Source organism: Enterobacter sp. S-33, from assembly GCF_028735835.1.
Classification (GTDB): Bacteria; Pseudomonadota; Gammaproteobacteria; order Enterobacterales; family Enterobacteriaceae; genus Enterobacter; species Enterobacter vonholyi.
Map to the genome: position 1 here is coordinate 397,365 of NZ_CP117838.1, position 16,704 is coordinate 414,068.

The 16,704-nt window shown below is 55.7% G+C and carries 18 protein-coding genes; 9 read left to right on the top strand and 9 right to left on the bottom strand.

Annotated elements, in window-relative coordinates; all coding sequences use genetic code 11:
- Positions 1-127 precede the first annotated feature (127 nt).
- The 3 genes from PUP35_RS01840 (at position 128) to PUP35_RS01850 (ending at position 2,584) form a co-directional block, all read left to right on the top strand.
- Positions 128-421, top strand: a complete 294-nt coding sequence (locus PUP35_RS01840) for a co-chaperone GroES (RefSeq protein WP_003855929.1) — start codon at positions 128-130, stop codon at positions 419-421.
- A gap of 31 nt (positions 422-452) precedes the next feature.
- Positions 453-2,096, top strand: coding sequence for a chaperonin GroEL (groL, locus tag PUP35_RS01845; protein ID WP_023310114.1), 1,644 nt, complete (start codon positions 453-455; stop codon positions 2,094-2,096).
- Positions 2,097-2,230: 134 nt separating this feature from the next.
- Entirely contained in the window at positions 2,231-2,584 is a 354-nt protein-coding gene (locus PUP35_RS01850; protein WP_023310115.1) for a DUF4156 domain-containing protein, read from the top strand.
- A gap of 47 nt (positions 2,585-2,631) precedes the next feature.
- On the opposite strand, the gene epmB is transcribed toward PUP35_RS01850, so the two are convergent.
- A complete protein-coding gene (gene epmB, locus PUP35_RS01855; protein ID WP_271369032.1) occupies positions 2,632-3,660 on the bottom strand; it encodes an EF-P beta-lysylation protein EpmB in 1,029 nt (342 codons plus the stop codon).
- Between the two features lie 40 nt (positions 3,661-3,700).
- Here epmB and efp point away from each other — a divergent pair, with 40 nt between their 5' ends.
- The 3 genes from efp (at position 3,701) to ecnB (ending at position 4,712) form a co-directional block, all read left to right on the top strand.
- Positions 3,701-4,267, top strand: a complete 567-nt coding sequence (efp, locus tag PUP35_RS01860; protein WP_008502940.1) for an elongation factor P — start codon at positions 3,701-3,703, stop codon at positions 4,265-4,267.
- A gap of 58 nt (positions 4,268-4,325) precedes the next feature.
- Positions 4,326-4,457, top strand: coding sequence for an entericidin A/B family lipoprotein (locus PUP35_RS01865; RefSeq protein ID WP_024907352.1), 132 nt, complete (start codon positions 4,326-4,328; stop codon positions 4,455-4,457).
- 108 nt (positions 4,458-4,565) lie between these two features.
- Positions 4,566-4,712: a lipoprotein toxin entericidin B gene (gene ecnB, locus PUP35_RS01870; protein WP_003025482.1), complete on the top strand. Its 147-nt coding sequence runs from the start codon at positions 4,566-4,568 to the stop codon at positions 4,710-4,712.
- Positions 4,713-4,747: 35 nt separating this feature from the next.
- On the opposite strand, the gene PUP35_RS01875 is transcribed toward ecnB, so the two are convergent.
- Positions 4,748-5,347, bottom strand: coding sequence for a helix-turn-helix transcriptional regulator (locus PUP35_RS01875; RefSeq protein WP_115876639.1), 600 nt, complete (start codon positions 5,345-5,347; stop codon positions 4,748-4,750).
- A gap of 261 nt (positions 5,348-5,608) precedes the next feature.
- Here PUP35_RS01875 and sugE point away from each other — a divergent pair, with 261 nt between their 5' ends.
- Positions 5,609-5,926, top strand: coding sequence for a quaternary ammonium compound efflux SMR transporter SugE (sugE, locus tag PUP35_RS01880; RefSeq protein WP_006178944.1), 318 nt, complete (start codon positions 5,609-5,611; stop codon positions 5,924-5,926).
- On the opposite strand, the gene PUP35_RS01885 is transcribed toward sugE, so the two are convergent.
- Complete coding sequence (locus tag PUP35_RS01885) at positions 5,923-6,453, bottom strand: lipocalin family protein (protein WP_045888999.1); 531 nt, start codon at positions 6,451-6,453, stop codon at positions 5,923-5,925. The genes sugE and PUP35_RS01885 overlap by 4 nt on opposite strands.
- A gap of 105 nt (positions 6,454-6,558) precedes the next feature.
- The gene (gene blaACT / locus PUP35_RS01890) at positions 6,559-7,704 is read right to left on the bottom strand and encodes an ACT family cephalosporin-hydrolyzing class C beta-lactamase (RefSeq protein ID WP_274241823.1); all 1,146 of its coding nucleotides are present in this window, start codon (positions 7,702-7,704) and stop codon (positions 6,559-6,561) included.
- 132 nt (positions 7,705-7,836) lie between these two features.
- Here blaACT and ampR point away from each other — a divergent pair, with 132 nt between their 5' ends.
- Positions 7,837-8,712, top strand: coding sequence for a LysR family transcriptional regulator AmpR (gene ampR, locus PUP35_RS01895; protein WP_271369029.1), 876 nt, complete (start codon positions 7,837-7,839; stop codon positions 8,710-8,712).
- 29 nt (positions 8,713-8,741) lie between these two features.
- On the opposite strand, the gene frdD is transcribed toward ampR, so the two are convergent.
- From frdD to frdA, 4 genes are read right to left on the bottom strand one after another with little or no spacing between them, the layout of a single operon-like run.
- Entirely contained in the window at positions 8,742-9,101 is a 360-nt protein-coding gene (gene frdD / locus PUP35_RS01900; protein ID WP_032662398.1) for a fumarate reductase subunit FrdD, read from the bottom strand.
- Positions 9,102-9,111: 10 nt separating this feature from the next.
- A complete protein-coding gene (frdC, locus tag PUP35_RS01905; protein WP_111965403.1) occupies positions 9,112-9,507 on the bottom strand; it encodes a fumarate reductase subunit FrdC in 396 nt (131 codons plus the stop codon).
- 10 nt (positions 9,508-9,517) lie between these two features.
- Positions 9,518-10,252 carry a succinate dehydrogenase/fumarate reductase iron-sulfur subunit gene (locus PUP35_RS01910; RefSeq protein ID WP_274241824.1) on the bottom strand — a complete coding sequence of 245 codons (735 nt, stop codon included), beginning with the start codon at positions 10,250-10,252 and terminating at the stop codon, positions 9,518-9,520.
- Positions 10,245-12,035, bottom strand: a complete 1,791-nt coding sequence (gene frdA, locus PUP35_RS01915) for a fumarate reductase (quinol) flavoprotein subunit (RefSeq protein ID WP_274241825.1) — start codon at positions 12,033-12,035, stop codon at positions 10,245-10,247. The genes PUP35_RS01910 and frdA overlap by 8 nt, the downstream gene beginning before the upstream one ends.
- A 310-nt stretch (positions 12,036-12,345) precedes the next feature.
- On the opposite strand from frdA, the gene epmA reads away from it, so the two are divergent.
- On the top strand, positions 12,346-13,323 hold the full coding sequence (gene epmA / locus PUP35_RS01920) for an elongation factor P--(R)-beta-lysine ligase (RefSeq protein WP_127729343.1): 978 nt from the start codon (positions 12,346-12,348) through the stop codon (positions 13,321-13,323).
- A gap of 44 nt (positions 13,324-13,367) precedes the next feature.
- On the opposite strand, the gene mscM is transcribed toward epmA, so the two are convergent.
- Positions 13,368-16,691, bottom strand: a complete 3,324-nt coding sequence (mscM, locus tag PUP35_RS01925) for a miniconductance mechanosensitive channel MscM (protein WP_274241826.1) — start codon at positions 16,689-16,691, stop codon at positions 13,368-13,370.
- Positions 16,692-16,704: the final 13 nt, after the last annotated feature.

Sequence of the window (16,704 nt, forward strand, 5' to 3'; positions counted from 1 at the left end):
TTTTTTTTTCAACTCCCCCTTGAAGGGGTAAAAAGCTATCCCCATCTCTCAGGGCACTAGTCGGAAAACCGCATGCGGGCCGGCGTCATCCATAACTGATAATGACTTTCTCAAAGGAGAGCTATCAATGAGTATTCGTCCGTTACATGATCGTGTGATCGTCAAACGTAAAGAAGTTGAAACCAAGTCTGCTGGCGGCATCGTTCTGACCGGTTCTGCAGCAGCCAAATCAACGCGTGGCGAAATCATCGCTGTCGGTAAGGGCCGCATCCTGGAAAACGGAACTGTGCAGCCGCTGGACGTTAAAGTTGGTGACATCGTAATTTTCAACGATGGCTACGGCGTGAAATCCGAGAAGATCGACAATGAAGAAGTGTTGATCATGTCCGAGAGCGACATTCTGGCAATTGTTGAAGCGTAATTTACGCACGAGAATTTGAGGAAATAAGAACATGGCAGCTAAAGACGTAAAATTCGGTAACGACGCTCGTGTAAAAATGCTCCGCGGCGTAAACGTACTGGCAGATGCAGTTAAAGTGACCCTGGGCCCGAAAGGCCGCAACGTAGTGCTGGATAAATCCTTCGGCGCGCCAACCATCACCAAAGATGGTGTTTCTGTAGCACGTGAAATCGAGCTGGAAGACAAGTTCGAAAACATGGGTGCGCAGATGGTGAAAGAAGTTGCCTCTAAAGCGAACGACGCTGCAGGCGACGGTACCACCACCGCGACCGTTCTGGCGCAGGCGATCATCACCGAAGGTCTGAAAGCCGTTGCTGCGGGCATGAACCCAATGGATCTGAAACGTGGTATCGACAAAGCTGTCGCCTCCGCTGTTGAAGAACTGAAAGCGCTGTCCGTACCGTGCTCTGACTCTAAAGCCATTGCTCAGGTTGGTACTATCTCCGCTAACTCCGACGAAACCGTAGGTAAACTGATCGCTGAAGCGATGGACAAAGTCGGTAAAGAAGGCGTAATCACCGTTGAAGACGGTACCGGTCTGGAAGACGAACTGGACGTGGTAGAAGGTATGCAGTTCGACCGCGGTTACCTGTCCCCATACTTCATCAACAAGCCAGAAACTGGCGCTGTTGAGCTGGAAAGCCCGTTCATCCTGCTGGCTGATAAGAAAATCTCCAACATCCGCGAAATGCTGCCAGTACTGGAAGCCGTTGCGAAAGCAGGCAAGCCTCTGGTTATCATCGCTGAAGACGTTGAAGGCGAAGCGCTGGCGACCCTGGTGGTTAACACCATGCGCGGCATCGTGAAAGTGGCTGCGGTTAAAGCACCTGGCTTCGGCGATCGCCGTAAAGCGATGCTGCAGGATATCGCTACCCTGACTGGCGGTACCGTGATCTCTGAAGAGATCGGTATGGAGCTGGAAAAAGCGACCCTGGAAGACCTGGGCCAGGCGAAACGCGTTGTGATCAACAAAGACACCACCACCATCATCGACGGTGTGGGTGAAGAAGCCGCTATTCAGGGCCGCGTTGGTCAGATCCGTAAGCAGATCGAAGAAGCGACTTCTGATTACGACCGTGAAAAACTGCAGGAGCGCGTAGCGAAACTGGCAGGCGGCGTTGCGGTAATCAAAGTCGGCGCTGCTACCGAAGTTGAAATGAAAGAGAAAAAAGCACGCGTTGACGATGCTCTGCACGCGACCCGTGCTGCGGTAGAAGAAGGCGTGGTTGCTGGTGGTGGTGTCGCGCTGGTGCGTGTTGCCGCTAAACTGGCTGGCCTGACCGCTCAGAACGAAGACCAGAACGTGGGTATCAAAGTTGCGCTGCGCGCAATGGAAGCCCCTCTGCGTCAGATCGTTTCTAACGCCGGTGAAGAGCCATCTGTGGTTGCGAACAACGTGAAAGCGGGCGAAGGTAACTACGGTTACAACGCAGCAACTGAAGAATACGGTAACATGATCGACTTCGGTATCCTGGATCCAACTAAAGTGACCCGTTCTGCTCTGCAGTACGCGGCCTCTGTTGCTGGTCTGATGATTACCACCGAGTGCATGGTGACCGACCTGCCTAAAGGCGATGCGCCTGACTTAGGTGCTGCTGGTATGGGCGGCATGGGCGGTATGGGCGGCATGATGTAATCGTGCGCTCTACGTCGTAGAATGTGAAAAACCCCCGAGCAGAAATGCTCGGGGGTTTTTCTTTTGGTCATCTTTTAGGTATAAGATTTACACACGGACAACTACTGTCCAGCTTATTGAAAACGAGGAATAACATGCGCGTAAAAGTCTGTGCAGGGATTGTAGGGGCAGCATTGCTGCTGGCGGGTTGTAGCTCCAGCAATGAGCTGTCGGCAGCGGGCCAGGGCGTTCGCTTTGTGGAAGATAAGCCTGGCAGTGAATGCCAGCTGTTAGGCACGGCAACCGGTGAGCAAAGCAACTGGATGTCAGGTCAGCATGGCGAAGAAGGTGGCTCGATGCGCGGTGCGGCGAATGCCCTGCGTAACCAGGCTGCGGCAATGGGCGGTAACGTCATTTACGGCGTGAGCAGCCCAACGCAAAGTATGCTGTCCAGCTTCGTGCCGACCGCCAGCCAGATGAACGGCCAGGTCTACAAGTGCCCGAACTGATTGCCTTTTTCCCTCTCCCTGTGGGAGAGGGTTAGGGTGAGGGGAAACTAGTGCTGCCGCAGCTGCAAGTCTAGCGGCGTCTTGCTCGGCTCTCCGCCAATCTCGCGTGCCAGCTTCGGCACCATATAGCCTGAAACCAGCGTTAACAGTTCGCGCATAATCTGCCGGGCTTCTTCATCCGTCACCATGAAATGGGCCGCGCCCTGAACGCGATCCAGCACGTGCAGGTAATAGGGCATCACGCCCGCATCAAACAGGGCATTACTCAGGTCAGCCAGCACGCGGGCGCTGTCATTCACGCCGCGCAGCAGCACGCTCTGGTTCAGCAGCGTTACGCCCGCTTTACGCAGACGCGCCATCGCCGCGCGAAAATCATCGTCAATTTCGTTCCCGTGGTTGATATGGTTCACCAGCAGCACCTGCAGGCGAGACTGCTCAAGGCGTGCCACCAGTCTGTCCGTGATACGTGCCGGAATAACAATCGGCAAACGGCTATGAATGCGCAGACGTTTGATGTGCGGGATGGCTTCCAGCTGTGTCAGCAGCCAGTCCAGCTCGTGATCTTTTGCCATCAGCGGATCGCCGCCGGAAAAAATAATCTCATCCAGCTCTGAATGGACGGCAATATAGTCCAGCGCGACCTGCCAGTTGCGTTTATTGCCCTGGTTTTCGGCATACGGGAAGTGCCGACGGAAGCAATAACGACAATTTACCGCGCAGCCGCCCTTTACCAGCAGCAGGGCACGGTTGAGATATTTGTGCAGTAAACCAGGCACCACGCTGTTCTGCTCTTCCAGCGGATCGGTGCTGTATCCCGGCGCGGTGATAAACTCATCCTGCGAAGTAAGTGTTTGTTTTAATAGCGGATCGTCGGGGTTGCCTTTCTCCATCCGCGCCACAAACGCACGGGGAACGCGCAGGGCGAAAAGGCGCTTTGCCTCGCGGCCAGCAAGCAACTCTGGGTGCTGATCGAGGTCTAAAAGACGCAGCAATTCATCAGGACTGGTGATTACATCGGCAAGTTGCGATAACCAATCTTCTCTGGACGGGGTGTTTAGGGTTACAATATGCGCCATTTTGTGGCTTAGCTACCAGTTAACAAATTTAGAGGGCCTTATGGCAACGTACTATAGCAACGATTTTCGTGCTGGTCTTAAAATCATGATGGACGGCGAACCGTACGCGGTTGAAGCCAGCGAATTCGTTAAACCAGGTAAAGGCCAGGCATTCGCACGCGTTAAGCTGCGCCGTCTGCTGACCGGTACCCGTGTTGAGAAAACCTTCAAGTCTACTGACTCCGCTGAAGGCGCTGATGTTGTTGATATGAACCTGACCTATCTGTACAACGATGGCGAGTTCTGGCATTTCATGAACAACTCCACTTTCGAACAGCTGTCTGCTGATGAGAAAGCGGTAGGTGATAGCGCTAAATGGCTGCTGGACCAGGCTGAGTGCATCGTAACCCTGTGGAACGGTCAGCCTATCGCTGTGACCCCACCAAACTTCGTAGAACTGGAAATCGTTGAAACCGATCCAGGTCTGAAAGGTGATACCGCAGGTACCGGCGGTAAACCAGCCAAACTGTCTACCGGCGCAGTGGTTAAAGTTCCACTGTTCGTACAGACTGGCGAAGTGATCAAAGTGGATACCCGCTCCGGCGAATACGTGTCCCGCGTGAAGTAATTTACGTCATGATTGAAGGCGCAGCGCCCGCTGCGCCTGATTTTTGCAGGCAGGGATGATGAAACGTACCGTTAAAATTCTGCTTCTGTTAGCGCTTTCTAGTGCATTGCTTTCCGGCTGTAACACCACCCGTGGAATGGGACAAGATATCCAGGATCTCGGTCATATCATTTCTCACGCCGCCAGCTAAGTTCGTCTAATTTTCCTAAAAATGCTTCCTTTTCCGTCATCCGGCGGGATCTTGTCTATCCTTAAGTTGCTATACACAAAACAACTTTGGCTATAAAAGGAAGATATTATGGTTAAGAAGACAATTGCAGCGATCTTTTCAGTCTTGGTACTTTCTTCAGTATTAACAGCCTGTAATACCACGCGTGGCGTTGGTCAGGATATTTCTGAAGGTGGTAGCGCAATCTCTGGTGCGGCAACTAAAGCTCAGCAGTAATTAACACACGGTACGAGACCAGCCGTTTCGTACCGTCAGCTTTTTGATTCCTGCAGGGATAAGAACGGAGAAAAACGCGTATCCATATGCAATTTCATGCGGATATTACGTTTATAGGTATAGACCGTTTTTCCGTTGATACTCAGGTGGGCAGCAATCTTTTGATTGCTCGCGCCGTCCATCCATAATGTCAGCACTTTCTCTTCCTGCCGGGTCAGCAAGGGGGCGGCTGCCGTGGGCCTTTCAGCGCATGAGCGCGAGGTTAATGCATCATTTATAGTCGTTGCCACTTCTTCGAGACTGGCGTTTTTCAACAGCGACGACCACACCGGGAAGTGTCCGAGCCAGTCTGTCATGCCGTTGTCCTCTCCCGATTGCAGCAAAATAAACGGTAAGCGTTCACTGGCGTTGAGCAAGGATGAGAGCTGCTGAAAATGATGAATATCCTGCCTGAAGCCGTACAAATCGGCGATAACCAGCGTGGGTTTCCATTGCAGAATGTGCTCCCTGGCAAGGAACAGATTATTCAGCCCGGTCACAACGTAGTGTCCCGGGAACAAACCGGAATGATTGAGCCATGCTTCAAACCCCGTGCGGGTAAAGTGACAACGGTCAATCAAGAGAATTTTGAACATATTTTATTCGCAGTCGGCTAGTGGTTTGGCTTCCTGCCATCAGAAAGCACATCATCATAGAGAAGTCGGATGAGTGCTAAATGCCGGAACTACGCGCCATACTGCGGCTATTTCTTGCCTTAACGTGTTCAGCAAAAAAAGATTGAAAAAAAATAGCACGCTAACCAAAATATGGGGCGTAATCTCTGCCTTACGGGACGACCCGTAAGCGTTTCTTTCACCGGGGACGGCCCCAACTTCTATTAAGTTAAGGAGCCTCAAATGTCCTGGATCATTCTTTTTATTGCCGGTCTGCTCGAAGTGGTGTGGGCGATTGGTCTCAAGTACACCCATGGATTTACCCGTCTGACGCCCAGCGTTATTACCGTAACCGCGATGATCGTGAGTATTGTCCTGTTATCCTGGGCGATGCGCTCGCTGCCTGTGGGAACGGCTTATGCCGTCTGGACGGGCATTGGTGCGGTGGGGGCCGCCATCACCGGCATTCTGCTACTGGGAGAGTCAGCGAGTCTGGCGCGTATCGCCAGCCTCGCCTTGATTGTAGCGGGGATCATTGGGCTTAAGCTCAGCACCCATTAATGGGGTTGTTTTACCCAGATCAGTTTTGACACATCAAACCCTTGCCGGGTCGCGACGTCCAGCATCTGCTGTTTCATTTCTGACGAAATAGTTGGCGTGCGGGAAAGTATCCACAGATAGTCGCGATCCGGCCCGCAGACCAGCGCGTGACGGTACTCTCTGTCGAGCGCGATCACGTTATAGCCACCATAAAACGGGCCAAAGAAAGAGACTTTTAGCGCGGCCCGTCGCGGGTCGCCCGTGAAGTACGCTTTCCCAATCGACTGCTGCCACATCTCCCGATCGGGATTATAGCCCCGGTTGATCACCTGAATACCGCCATCATCCATCGGGCTGTAATTTGCAGTGACCTTCTCTAAGCCCTGCTCAAACCGATGGTCGAGGCGCGCGATTTCATACCATGTTCCAAGGAAGCGTTGTGCATCAAAAGGCGTGACGACGGTAACGCCAGGCGGTGGGGTAGGGGAACTGCAGGCAACCACTAAAAACGCGGCTGTCACCGCGGCGATAACAGGCAGAATGCGCATAGGAGTTTCCTTACTGTTTTTTGTTAAGTGTAGATGACGGCAAGGAAAATGTGGTTTTTGTGCGGTGTGTTTCGCCGGGTAAGCGCAGCGCCACCCGGCAATGTTTTACTGCAGCGCGTCGAGGATACGGTATGCCGCCTCAACGCGGGCAGGGTTCGGATAGCTTTTATTCGCCAGCATCACAATGCCGAGCTGTTTTTCAGGAATAAATGCCACGTAGCTGCCAAACCCGCCGGTTGAGCCTGTTTTATGGACCCAGGACGCGTTGACCAGCGGTGCCGGTGGATTCACTTCTCTCGCAGGCAGCGGTGCCAGCGCCACCTTATTGTCGCTGCCTTCAACCACGGTTTTGGCATCGACCGGCCAGTTAAGCATTTCCCAACCTAACCCTTGATACATGGCCCCCACGCGCCAGTAGCGAGACTGCGCCAGGGCAATGCCTTTCCTGAGTGAACTATCCTGAAGCGAGTCCGGCTTCATGTTGACCATCACCCAGCTTGCCATATCCTGCACGTTGGTTTTTACGCCATAGGCTTCTGCATCCAGCATTCCTGGCGAAACGTGGACCGCTTTACCGTCGCGGTATCCCCAGGCGTAATGCGCCTCTTCCGTTTTCGGAACGTTAATCCAGGTATGGTTCAGATTGAGCGGCTTAAAGATTCGCGTCGTCATGGCCTGCTCATAGCTCATGCCGGAAGGTTTAACCGCCAGCGCGCCAAAAAGACCGATGCTGGCATTGGCGTAAAGACGCGTGGTGCCCGGCTTCCACTGCGGCTGCCAGTTTTGATAAAAGCGCAGCAGAGAGGCGTTATCCGTGACCTCATCCGGTACCTGTAACGGCAGACCGCCTGCGGTATAGGTTGCCAGCTCCAGCATGCGAATGCCCTGCCACTGCTTGCCCGTCAGTTCAGGCCAGTATTTTGTCACCGGATCGCCGAGCGATATTTCACCGCGAGCAATGGCATCGCCACCCAGTACGCCGGTGAAGGTTTTACTTATAGAGCCCAGCTCAAACAGGGTTTGCGGGGTGACGGGTTTGTTCGCCGCAACATCGGCTTTACCGAAGGTAAAGTAGTGTGGCTGACCCTGATAAATTACCGCCACCGCCATACCCGGAATGGCCTGCGCGTTCATCAGCGGCGTAACGGTACGTTCCACCACCTCAGCCAGCTGTTTTTCGGACATCGGTGCGGCGAATGCAGAGCTGGCGACGCTGAGCAGCAGGGCACAGCTTAGGGATTTTGTCATCATCGGTTATCTTCCGTAATAGCAGTTCAAGGGAGTGTCCGGGCCCGTCAGACCGCTATAGTCTGTTGGATTTGACTATGGCTGACAAACGGTTAAATTTAGCATGAGCTGTTAATTTTTCTAACGGACGAGACCATGACGCGCAGCTATCTTCCTCTGAACTCCCTGCGGGCGTTTGAAGCAGCCGCCAGGCACCTCAGTTTTACGCATGCCGCTATTGAGCTGAATGTCACCCATTCCGCGATTAGCCAGCACGTCAAGACGCTGGAGCAGCACCTTAACTGCCAGCTTTTCGTTCGCGTTTCGCGAGGGCTGATGTTGACTACCGAAGGCGAGAATTTGCTGCCGGTGCTGAATGACTCGTTCGATCGTATCGCCGGAATGCTGGATCGCTTTGCCAGCCAGCGCGCGCAGGAGAAGCTCAAAATTGGCGTGGTCGGGACATTTGCGACGGGGGTGTTATTCTCGCAGCTCGCGGACTTCCGCCGCTGCTATCCGCATATTGATCTTCAGCTTTCCACCCATAACAACCGTGTCGATCCGGCGGCTGAAGGACTTGATTACGCCATTCGTTATGGCGGCGGGGCCTGGCACGGCACGGAAGCGACGTTTCTTTGCCCTGCACCGCTTGCGCCGCTTTGCACACCTGACATTGCTGCCGCGTTGCACACCCCTTCCGATATCCTGAAGTTTACCCTCCTGCGCTCTTACCGGCGCGACGAGTGGACCGCCTGGATGCAGGCCGCGGGAGAAAACCCGCCTTCACCGACGCACCGGGTAATGGTATTTGATTCGTCCGTCACCATGCTGGAAGCCGCGCAGGCAGGTACGGGCATCGCGATTGCCCCTGTCGATATGTTCACCCATCTGCTGAACAGCGAGCGCATCGTGCAGCCATTTGCAACGCAGATTGACCTCGGCAGCTACTGGCTCACGAGGCTGCAGTCACGGGCAGAAACGCCCGCAATGCGCGAGTTTGCCCAGTGGCTGGTGGGGAAGATGCAAAAATAGAAGGCCCGCCTGATGGCGGGCCTGAAGCGTCAGAGGGTGACCACGGCAATCAGCGTTACTACGGTCAGGATGGTTGCCAGACCGTAGAACACCCATTTCCCGCTCGGGACATGGATTTTCAGGTCATGCATCGCATGGTGAATACGGTGCAGGCCACACCACAGCGGCAGGACGATCATCAGGAAGATGAACACGCGGCCGATAAAGCTGCTCGCGAACGCCAGTACGCGTTCGTAGCTCAGCGCATCTCCCGGGAACAGCCCCAGCGGCAGCATAATGCCGACCAGCAGGATGATGACGGGGGCGATGATGGCACTCCACATGCCGCCTGCGCCAAACAGTCCCCAGAAGACCGGCTCGTCAGAACGTTTTGGATTTGGATTGATCACAGTAGTCTCCTTACCAGAACAGTGCGACAAACAGAATGACCACAGTGACCAGAATCGTCACTGCCCAGAGCCCTTTAATCACCGGCTCTGGCCCCATTTTCTCGTCTTTTACGATGATGTTCGCCGCTTTTGGCGCCAGCTCAAACCAGGTTTTGGTATGAAGCAGCGCGGCCGCGAGCACGATCAGATTCAGCACAACAATGATCGGGTTTTGCAGGAAACCGACGAAGCTGGCCCAGGCTTCCGGGCCATGCTTGAGGGCAAAAACGCCGTACATCAGCTCAAGGCTGAACCAGACCGCCGGTACCGCCGTGCCTTCACGCAGCATGTAGAAGCGATAAAACGGCAGATTTTTCCACCAGGTTGACGGCACAGGCCGCACGTAGGCTTTGCGTTTAGTCGTCATCATGCACTCCTTAGCGTGGTTTCAGGGTAGCGATAAGAAAGTCTTTCGAGCTTTCCACTTTACCCTGCTGAATAGCGGCGGCCGGGTCGACGTGCTTCGGACAGACTTCGGAGCAGTAGCCCACAAAGGTACAGCTCCAGACGCCGTTCTGGCTATTGAGCTGCGCCATACGTTCTTTTTTACCGTGATCGCGGTTGTCCTCGTTATAGCGGTGCGCCAGGGTAATGGCGGCCGGGCCGATGAACTCCTTGTTCAGGCCAAACTGTGGACAGGCGGCGTAGCAGAGGCCGCAGTTGATGCATCCAGAGAACTGATGGTATTTCGCCATCTGAGCTGGCGTCTGGGTGTTTGGCCCCTGATCCGGCGTGCGCGAGTTGCCAATGATGTACGGCTTAATGGCTTCCAGGCTTTCGATAAAGTGGGTCATATCGACCACCAGATCGCGTTCAATCGGGAAGTTGCCCAGCGCTTCGACCTTAATGCCTTTGGTGTACTCGCGCAGGAAGGTCTTACAGGCCAGCTTCGGCACCTTGTTGACCATCATGCCGCAGGATCCGCAGATTGCCATGCGGCAGGACCAGCGGTAGCTCAGATCCGGCGCCAGGTTGTCTTTGATATAGCCGAGCGCATCCAGCAGGGAGGTTTGCTCGTCATAAGGGACTTCATAGAAAGCGCTGTGCGGTGCGGCGTCCACTTCCGGATTGTAGCGCACCACTTCAACCTTCATTTTTTGCATCTCAGCCATTCGCCTTCTCCTTCTTCTCGGCGGCTTCTGCTTCTGCACCGTACACGCGTTTAGCCGGCGGCAGCGTGGTGATTTTCACGTCGCTGTAGTCCAGACGTGTGGTGCCATCCGCATCGCGCCAGGCGAGAGTGTGTTTCAGGAAATTGACGTCGTCACGTTCGGTGCAGCCTTCGTCCAGACGCTGGTGGGCTCCACGTGACTCTTTACGCGCCAACGCAGAGTGCGCCATACATTCCGCTACGTTCAGACCGTGGCCCAGCTCGATAGTGTAGAGCAGGTCGGTGTTGAATACGCTGGAGGTATCGGTGATGCGCACGCGCTTGAAGCGCTCCTGCAGTTCCGCCAGCTTGTCGACGGTTTTTTGCATCAGCTCTGGCGTACGGTAGATACCGCAGCCTTCTTCCATCGACAGGCCCATCTCGTCGCGGATCTTAGACCAGTTCTCGTTACCCTCCTGGTTCACCAGAACTTTCAGGCGTTTTTCAACGTCTGCAACCTGCGCATCCAGTGCGGCACCGTTGGCTTCGCCTGCGGTAGCCGCCCGCTCCATCGCGCGCTCGCCCGCCATGCGGCCAAAGACGACCAGCTCTGCCAGCGAGTTAGACCCAAGACGGTTGGCGCCGTGCAGGCCCACAGAGGAACACTCGCCGACGGCGAACAGGCCTTTAATTCGGGTTTCGCACTGCTGGTCGGTTTCGATCCCGCCCATGGTGTAGTGCGCCGTTGGACGTACCGGAATCGGCTCTTTCACCGGGTCGACGCCAACGTAGGCTTTTGCCAGCTCGCAGATGAACGGAAGACGTTCCAGCAGCTTCTTCTCGCCCAGATGACGCAGGTCGAGGTGAACGACGTCGCCTCGCGGCGTGGAGATAGTGTTGCCTTTGCGCCACTCGTGCCAGAAGGCCTGAGAGACTTTGTCGCGCGGGCCAAGTTCCATGTATTTGTTCTTCGGCTCGCCGAGCGGGGTTTCCGGGCCCATGCCGTAATCCTGCAGATAGCGGTAGCCGTTTTTGTTGACCAGAATACCGCCCTCACCGCGGCAGCCTTCCGTCATCAGAATGCCGGAGCCTGGCAGGCCGGTTGGGTGATACTGGACGAACTCCATATCGCGCAGGGGTACGCCATGGCTGAGCGCCATGCCCATGCCGTCACCGGTGACGATGCCGCCGTTGGTGTTATAACGATAAACGCGACCCGCACCGCCCGTCGCCATCACTACCGCGTTGGCGCGGATCTGGACAAGCGTGCCTTCCATCATATTCATCGCCACCAGGCCGCGCGCGTGTCCGTCATCAACCAGAATGTCGAGGACGAAATGTTCATCGAAGCGCTGAATTTGTGGGAACTGAAGGGAGGTCTGGAACAGGGTGTGCAGCATGTGGAAGCCGGTTTTATCGGCGGCGAACCAGGTTCGTTCAATCTTCATTCCGCCAAAGCGGCGAACGTTGACGCTGCCGTCCGGACGGCGGCTCCACGGACATCCCCACTGTTCAAGCTGGGTCATTTCCGTTGGACAATGATGCACAAAGTAGTCAACGACATCCTGTTCGCAAAGCCAGTCGCCCCCTGCAACCGTGTCGTGGAAATGGTATTCAAAGCTGTCATGATCCTGCGCAACGGCGGCGGATCCTCCTTCTGCTGCCACAGTGTGACTACGCATTGGATAGACTTTTGAAATCAATGCGATTTTAGCGTTAGGATTAGCTTGTGCTGCAGCAATCGCAGCACGTAATCCAGCCCCGCCAGCGCCTATTACGGCAAGATCGGCCTGAAAAGTTTGCACGACATTCCTCCAGATTTTTGTTATTTCGCAACGCGACAAACTAAAGGTAGTTCACCCGTCCAAAAGGACGATTGCGAAAGCGTTTCCACTGCTCCTTTATGGGTAAAACAGTATAACCGTGTAGATGTCAGGGAAATTTGACGTGTTCGATTTTTTTGCTGTTCTGTACGGCGATTTATCATGAAGATTGATGAAATACGTCACGAAAAAGTTCACCAAAATGAAATGCGCTTTTTTACTGCGCAAAATTTGTCTCTGCCCCTGCTAACGAGTAGACTTCGTGCCCTTGTCTGAAATCGGAGAACAACTCATGAGCGAAACGGCCACCTGGCAGCCGAGCGCATCCATCCCTAATCTGTTAAAACGCGCTGCAATTATGGCGGAGATCCGCCGTTTCTTTGCCGACCGCGGAGTCCTTGAGGTGGAAACGCCGTGCATGAGTCAGGCAACGGTAACGGATATTCATCTGATCCCGTTTGAAACCCGTTTTGTTGGCCCCGGCCACTCTCAGGGGATGAATTTGTACCTGATGACCAGCCCGGAATATCACATGAAACGCCTGCTGGCAGCGGGATGTGGCCCGGTGTATCAGCTGTGCCGCAGTTTCCGTAATGAAGAGATGGGTCGTCACCACAACCCGGAATTCACCATGCTGGAGTGGTACCGCCCGCATTATGATATGTACCGCCTGATGAATGAGGTGGACGATCTGCTCCAGCAGGTGCTGGACTGTTCAGAAGCCGAAACGCTCTCCTATCAGCAGGCTTTCCAACGCCATCTGGAAATCGATCCGCTGTCGGCGGATAAAACCCAGCTGCGTGAAGTAGCGGCAAAGCTGGATCTGAGCAACGTGGCGGATACCGAAGATGATCGCGACACGCTGCTGCAGCTGCTGTTCACCTTCGGCGTAGAACCGCAGATTGGCAAAGACCGTCCGACGTTTGTCTATCACTTCCCGGCAAGCCAGGCTTCACTGGCGCAGATCAGTACCGAAGATCATCGTGTCGCAGAGCGTTTTGAGGTCTATTACAAAGGCATCGAACTGGCGAACGGCTTCCACGAACTGACTGATGCCCGCGAGCAGCAGCAGCGCTTCGAGCAGGATAACCGCAAGCGCGCCGCGCGCGGTCTGCCGCAGCAGCCTATTGATGTTAATTTGCTTGAAGCCTTAAAAGCGGGTCTGCCGGATTGCTCCGGCGTGGCGCTGGGTGTGGATCGTCTGGTGATGCTGGCCCTGGGCGCAGAGCAGCTTGGCGATGTGATTGCGTTTACCGTAGATCGCGCCTGACGGCAGTTAACCCTCTCCCGTGGGAGAGGGGCGCCCTGCTTATCTTACAAACTCCCCGCCGGGCGCGTACGCGCCGCTGACGTCAACGTTCTTCCCGTTTTACGCCCGTCCAGGCTTTCCAGACGCATCTGGAACGGTGGGAACGGCATATCAATACCGTGCTCGCGGAAGCCTGCCAGAATCAGCTGGTGGATCTCATGGCGCAGCGGCATACGGTGGCCCATTTCGGCGGCGTAGATACGCAGCTCGAAAATCTGGATCCCCTGCTGTAAATCCACCAGGAACACTTCCGGTGCCGGGTTATCGATCACCAGCGAGCAGCGCTCTGCGGCTGTGTAGAGGATCTGGGTGACCTCTTCGCTGTTGGCGTCCGACGGCGCCGGTACCGTCAGCACCACACGGGTAACGGAGTCTGACAGCGACCAGTTGATGAACTGCTCGGTAATAAACGCCTTGTTCGGTACAATGATCTCTTTGCGATCCCAGTCGCTGATCGTTGTCGCACGTGTGTTGATCTTGGTGATGCTGCCGGTCAGATCGCGGATCGTGACGGTATCGCCAATACGGATCGGTTTTTCGAACAGAATGATCAGGCCAGAGATGAAGTTGGCGAAAATCTCCTGTAAACCAAAACCTAACCCTACACCAAGGGCCGCCACCAGCCACTGCAGCTTCGACCACTCAATACCGATCATCGAGAAGCCAACCAGTCCGCCAAACAGCATGATCAGATATTTGGTTATGGTTGTAATCGCATAACCCGTCCCTGGCGTTAAATCCAGATGCTGCAGCAGCGCCAGCTCCAGCAGCGCCGGGAAGTTGCGCACCAGCTGCGTGGTAATGATCAGCACCAGAATGGCAATCAGCACCGCACCTAAGGTGATCGGCTCCAGGCTTTCAACACCCTGCACCGTGGACGTCACGTCCCAGAGAGAGATGTTCTCCAGGAAACCAAATGCGGAGTGTATCTCTGACCACAGGAATATGACCGACAGGAGGGCAATTAGCATCAGGATGGAACGAACCAGGCGCAGGGACTGGGTGCTGATGGCATCCAGATCCAGTTCGACCTCGTCCGCTTCCGTCGTGCCTTCCGTACTGTTGACGTGGTTTGGCTCTTCCTCACCTCGCGCGCGCTGGGCGAGGATCTCTGCCCGGCGATGCTTGGCACGGTCAAAGGCCAGACGGCGCCGCTGGATCAGCATCCAGCGGCGGATCACGTGGTACACCACCAGCAGCAGGAACCAGATGGCCACCGAGGTTTCCAGCCTTGCCAGCAGCGCCTGCGCGGTTGCCAGATAGCCCACCGCGGCCGCCAGCATCGCAAACAGCGGCGCGCTAAGCAGCAGGTTCCAGAGCAGCCGATTGAACATGTTTTCGCCGCTGCCGGATTTATCGAGATAGAGCGGAATACCCGCGCGTTTCAGGCTGAGCGTGACGATGGCCAGCGCCCCGCATATCAGCATAAAGCAGAGACGGCCCAGCGAGCCTGAGAATTCCCGGTCGTTGAGATTGTCGAACATGATCAGCGCCATAATCAGCGGCACAATCAGCCCGATGCTCATCAGGTAGTAACGCATGGCGCGCGCAACGCGATTACGCGGCCAGCCAAAGTGGGTGATAAACAGGCCATTGGGGCGCGCGAAGGTGGCGCAAATCATGACTACCCACAGCAGCGGCACCGTGGCGGTGACGCCATCGCCAATCGCGACCGCGAGCGGATAGGGCCAGGCTTCCCGCAGGCCATACCCCAGCGTCATCCACAGCACCGGCAGCGGGGAGGCGACAAGAATCGACCAGAATACGGTGCGCAACGTTAGCCAGAAGTGATCCTGGGTGACTTTCCCGACCCTGGAGCTGGAACGCTCCAGGAAGCGAGTGAAATGTCTGCGCGAGTAAATGCTGAAGCCCACCAGAATCAACGCCCCCAGCAGCGGGAAAATGGTCTCTTTGCTGGTGAACATCATCACGCTGGCCTGTCCCAGCTGGCTGAAGGTGTCCAGCGAAATCAGGCGGCGCAGGTCCTGGACGATCTCAATCGGCCACGAGAAGGTCATCGGACGCACGTCGGACGTCCAGAAGAGATAACGGTGCGTCGCCTCGTTCACCTCTTTCAGCGCATCTTCCAGCTGGCTATTGGAGACTTTTAGCTTGGTCAGCTCCAGAATCAGCGTATCCCCGCCCTGGAGCAAAGAGTTCAGCAGTTCACGCTGGGTACGCAGCTGGGCTTCCAGAATACGGTTTTGCTCGCTGGTCAGGGGCTGTCCGTCAGCCTGACGGATCTGGCGGATTTGCGGCTGTTTATTAAGGAGATCTTCAAAGTGCAGTCGCTGAACGCGCAGCTGGGCCATCTCGGTATCCAGCTGTTGCGGCTTCGGCATTTCCGGCAGGCGCGCGACCTGGGCACGTAGCGCTTCGCCCAGCAGGTTTGATGACCCGAGCCACTGGGACTGCTCGCGCAGGGTGTTGAGCGCCTGGCGAACCTGAAGGGTTTGATTGGTGGCCTGACGCTGCTGCGAGGCAACCAGATCCATACGCTGCGCCTGCTGATTCAGCGCGGCAGAAAGCTCGCGGTTGACCTTAAACTGTTCGACGATTCCGGCAGGCAAGTTATCGCTGTTTTCTGCCAGCAGTTCGGTACTTTCCAGCGCGCGCTCCGCCTCGCGTTGACGCTGACTGTTGAGCTGATTGCGCAGGGCCTGAAGATACGCATCCAGTTGCTCGCTCTGCTTCTGAGCGAGTTCAGAGCGCAACCGCGACAGCTCCTGGCGGTTATTGGCGGAAAGCTGCGCCAGCTCAAGTTCATCGACAAGGGCCTTCAGGCGAGCCGATTCTGCCTGCAGGCCCAGATTTTGGGCCTGAGCCTGTGGCGTATTGCCGCTTTGCGTACCCACGCGGCGCTCAACTTCATTTAGCTGGCGACGGGCGTCGGTTTGCTGCTGTGGAAGCTGGCTGAGGGAGTCGGCAATTTCGCGCGCGCGCTCCTGCTCCTGCTGAGCAAGGCGGCTCTTTTCCAGAAGCTGGCTGCTGACCTGGAGGATCTCCTGGTTCAGCGCGTCGGAGGTCATCCCTGCGGGCACATCGCGCGGTTCGTCACGCAAATTATTGAGCTGCGAGCGTAGCGTCTGCGAGAGTTTAGGGAAGTTGTCGATAACCTGCTGATACTGCTGAGCGCGCTCAAGAGAGCCTTTCCGCTCCTCAAGCGCGTTCAGGGCAGCCTGGAGCGACTCGACGGTCTCTGGCTGAGCGGGTTTGGCCGCTTTTGCCTGCTCCAGTTCCTGGGTTATCTGTTTGGCGTCGGGGGCTGTCGCTGCGTACGCCCCCATGCTGAGGCACCAGGCCATCAGTAGAACGATAATCGGGCGCACGTCAGCGATCCTT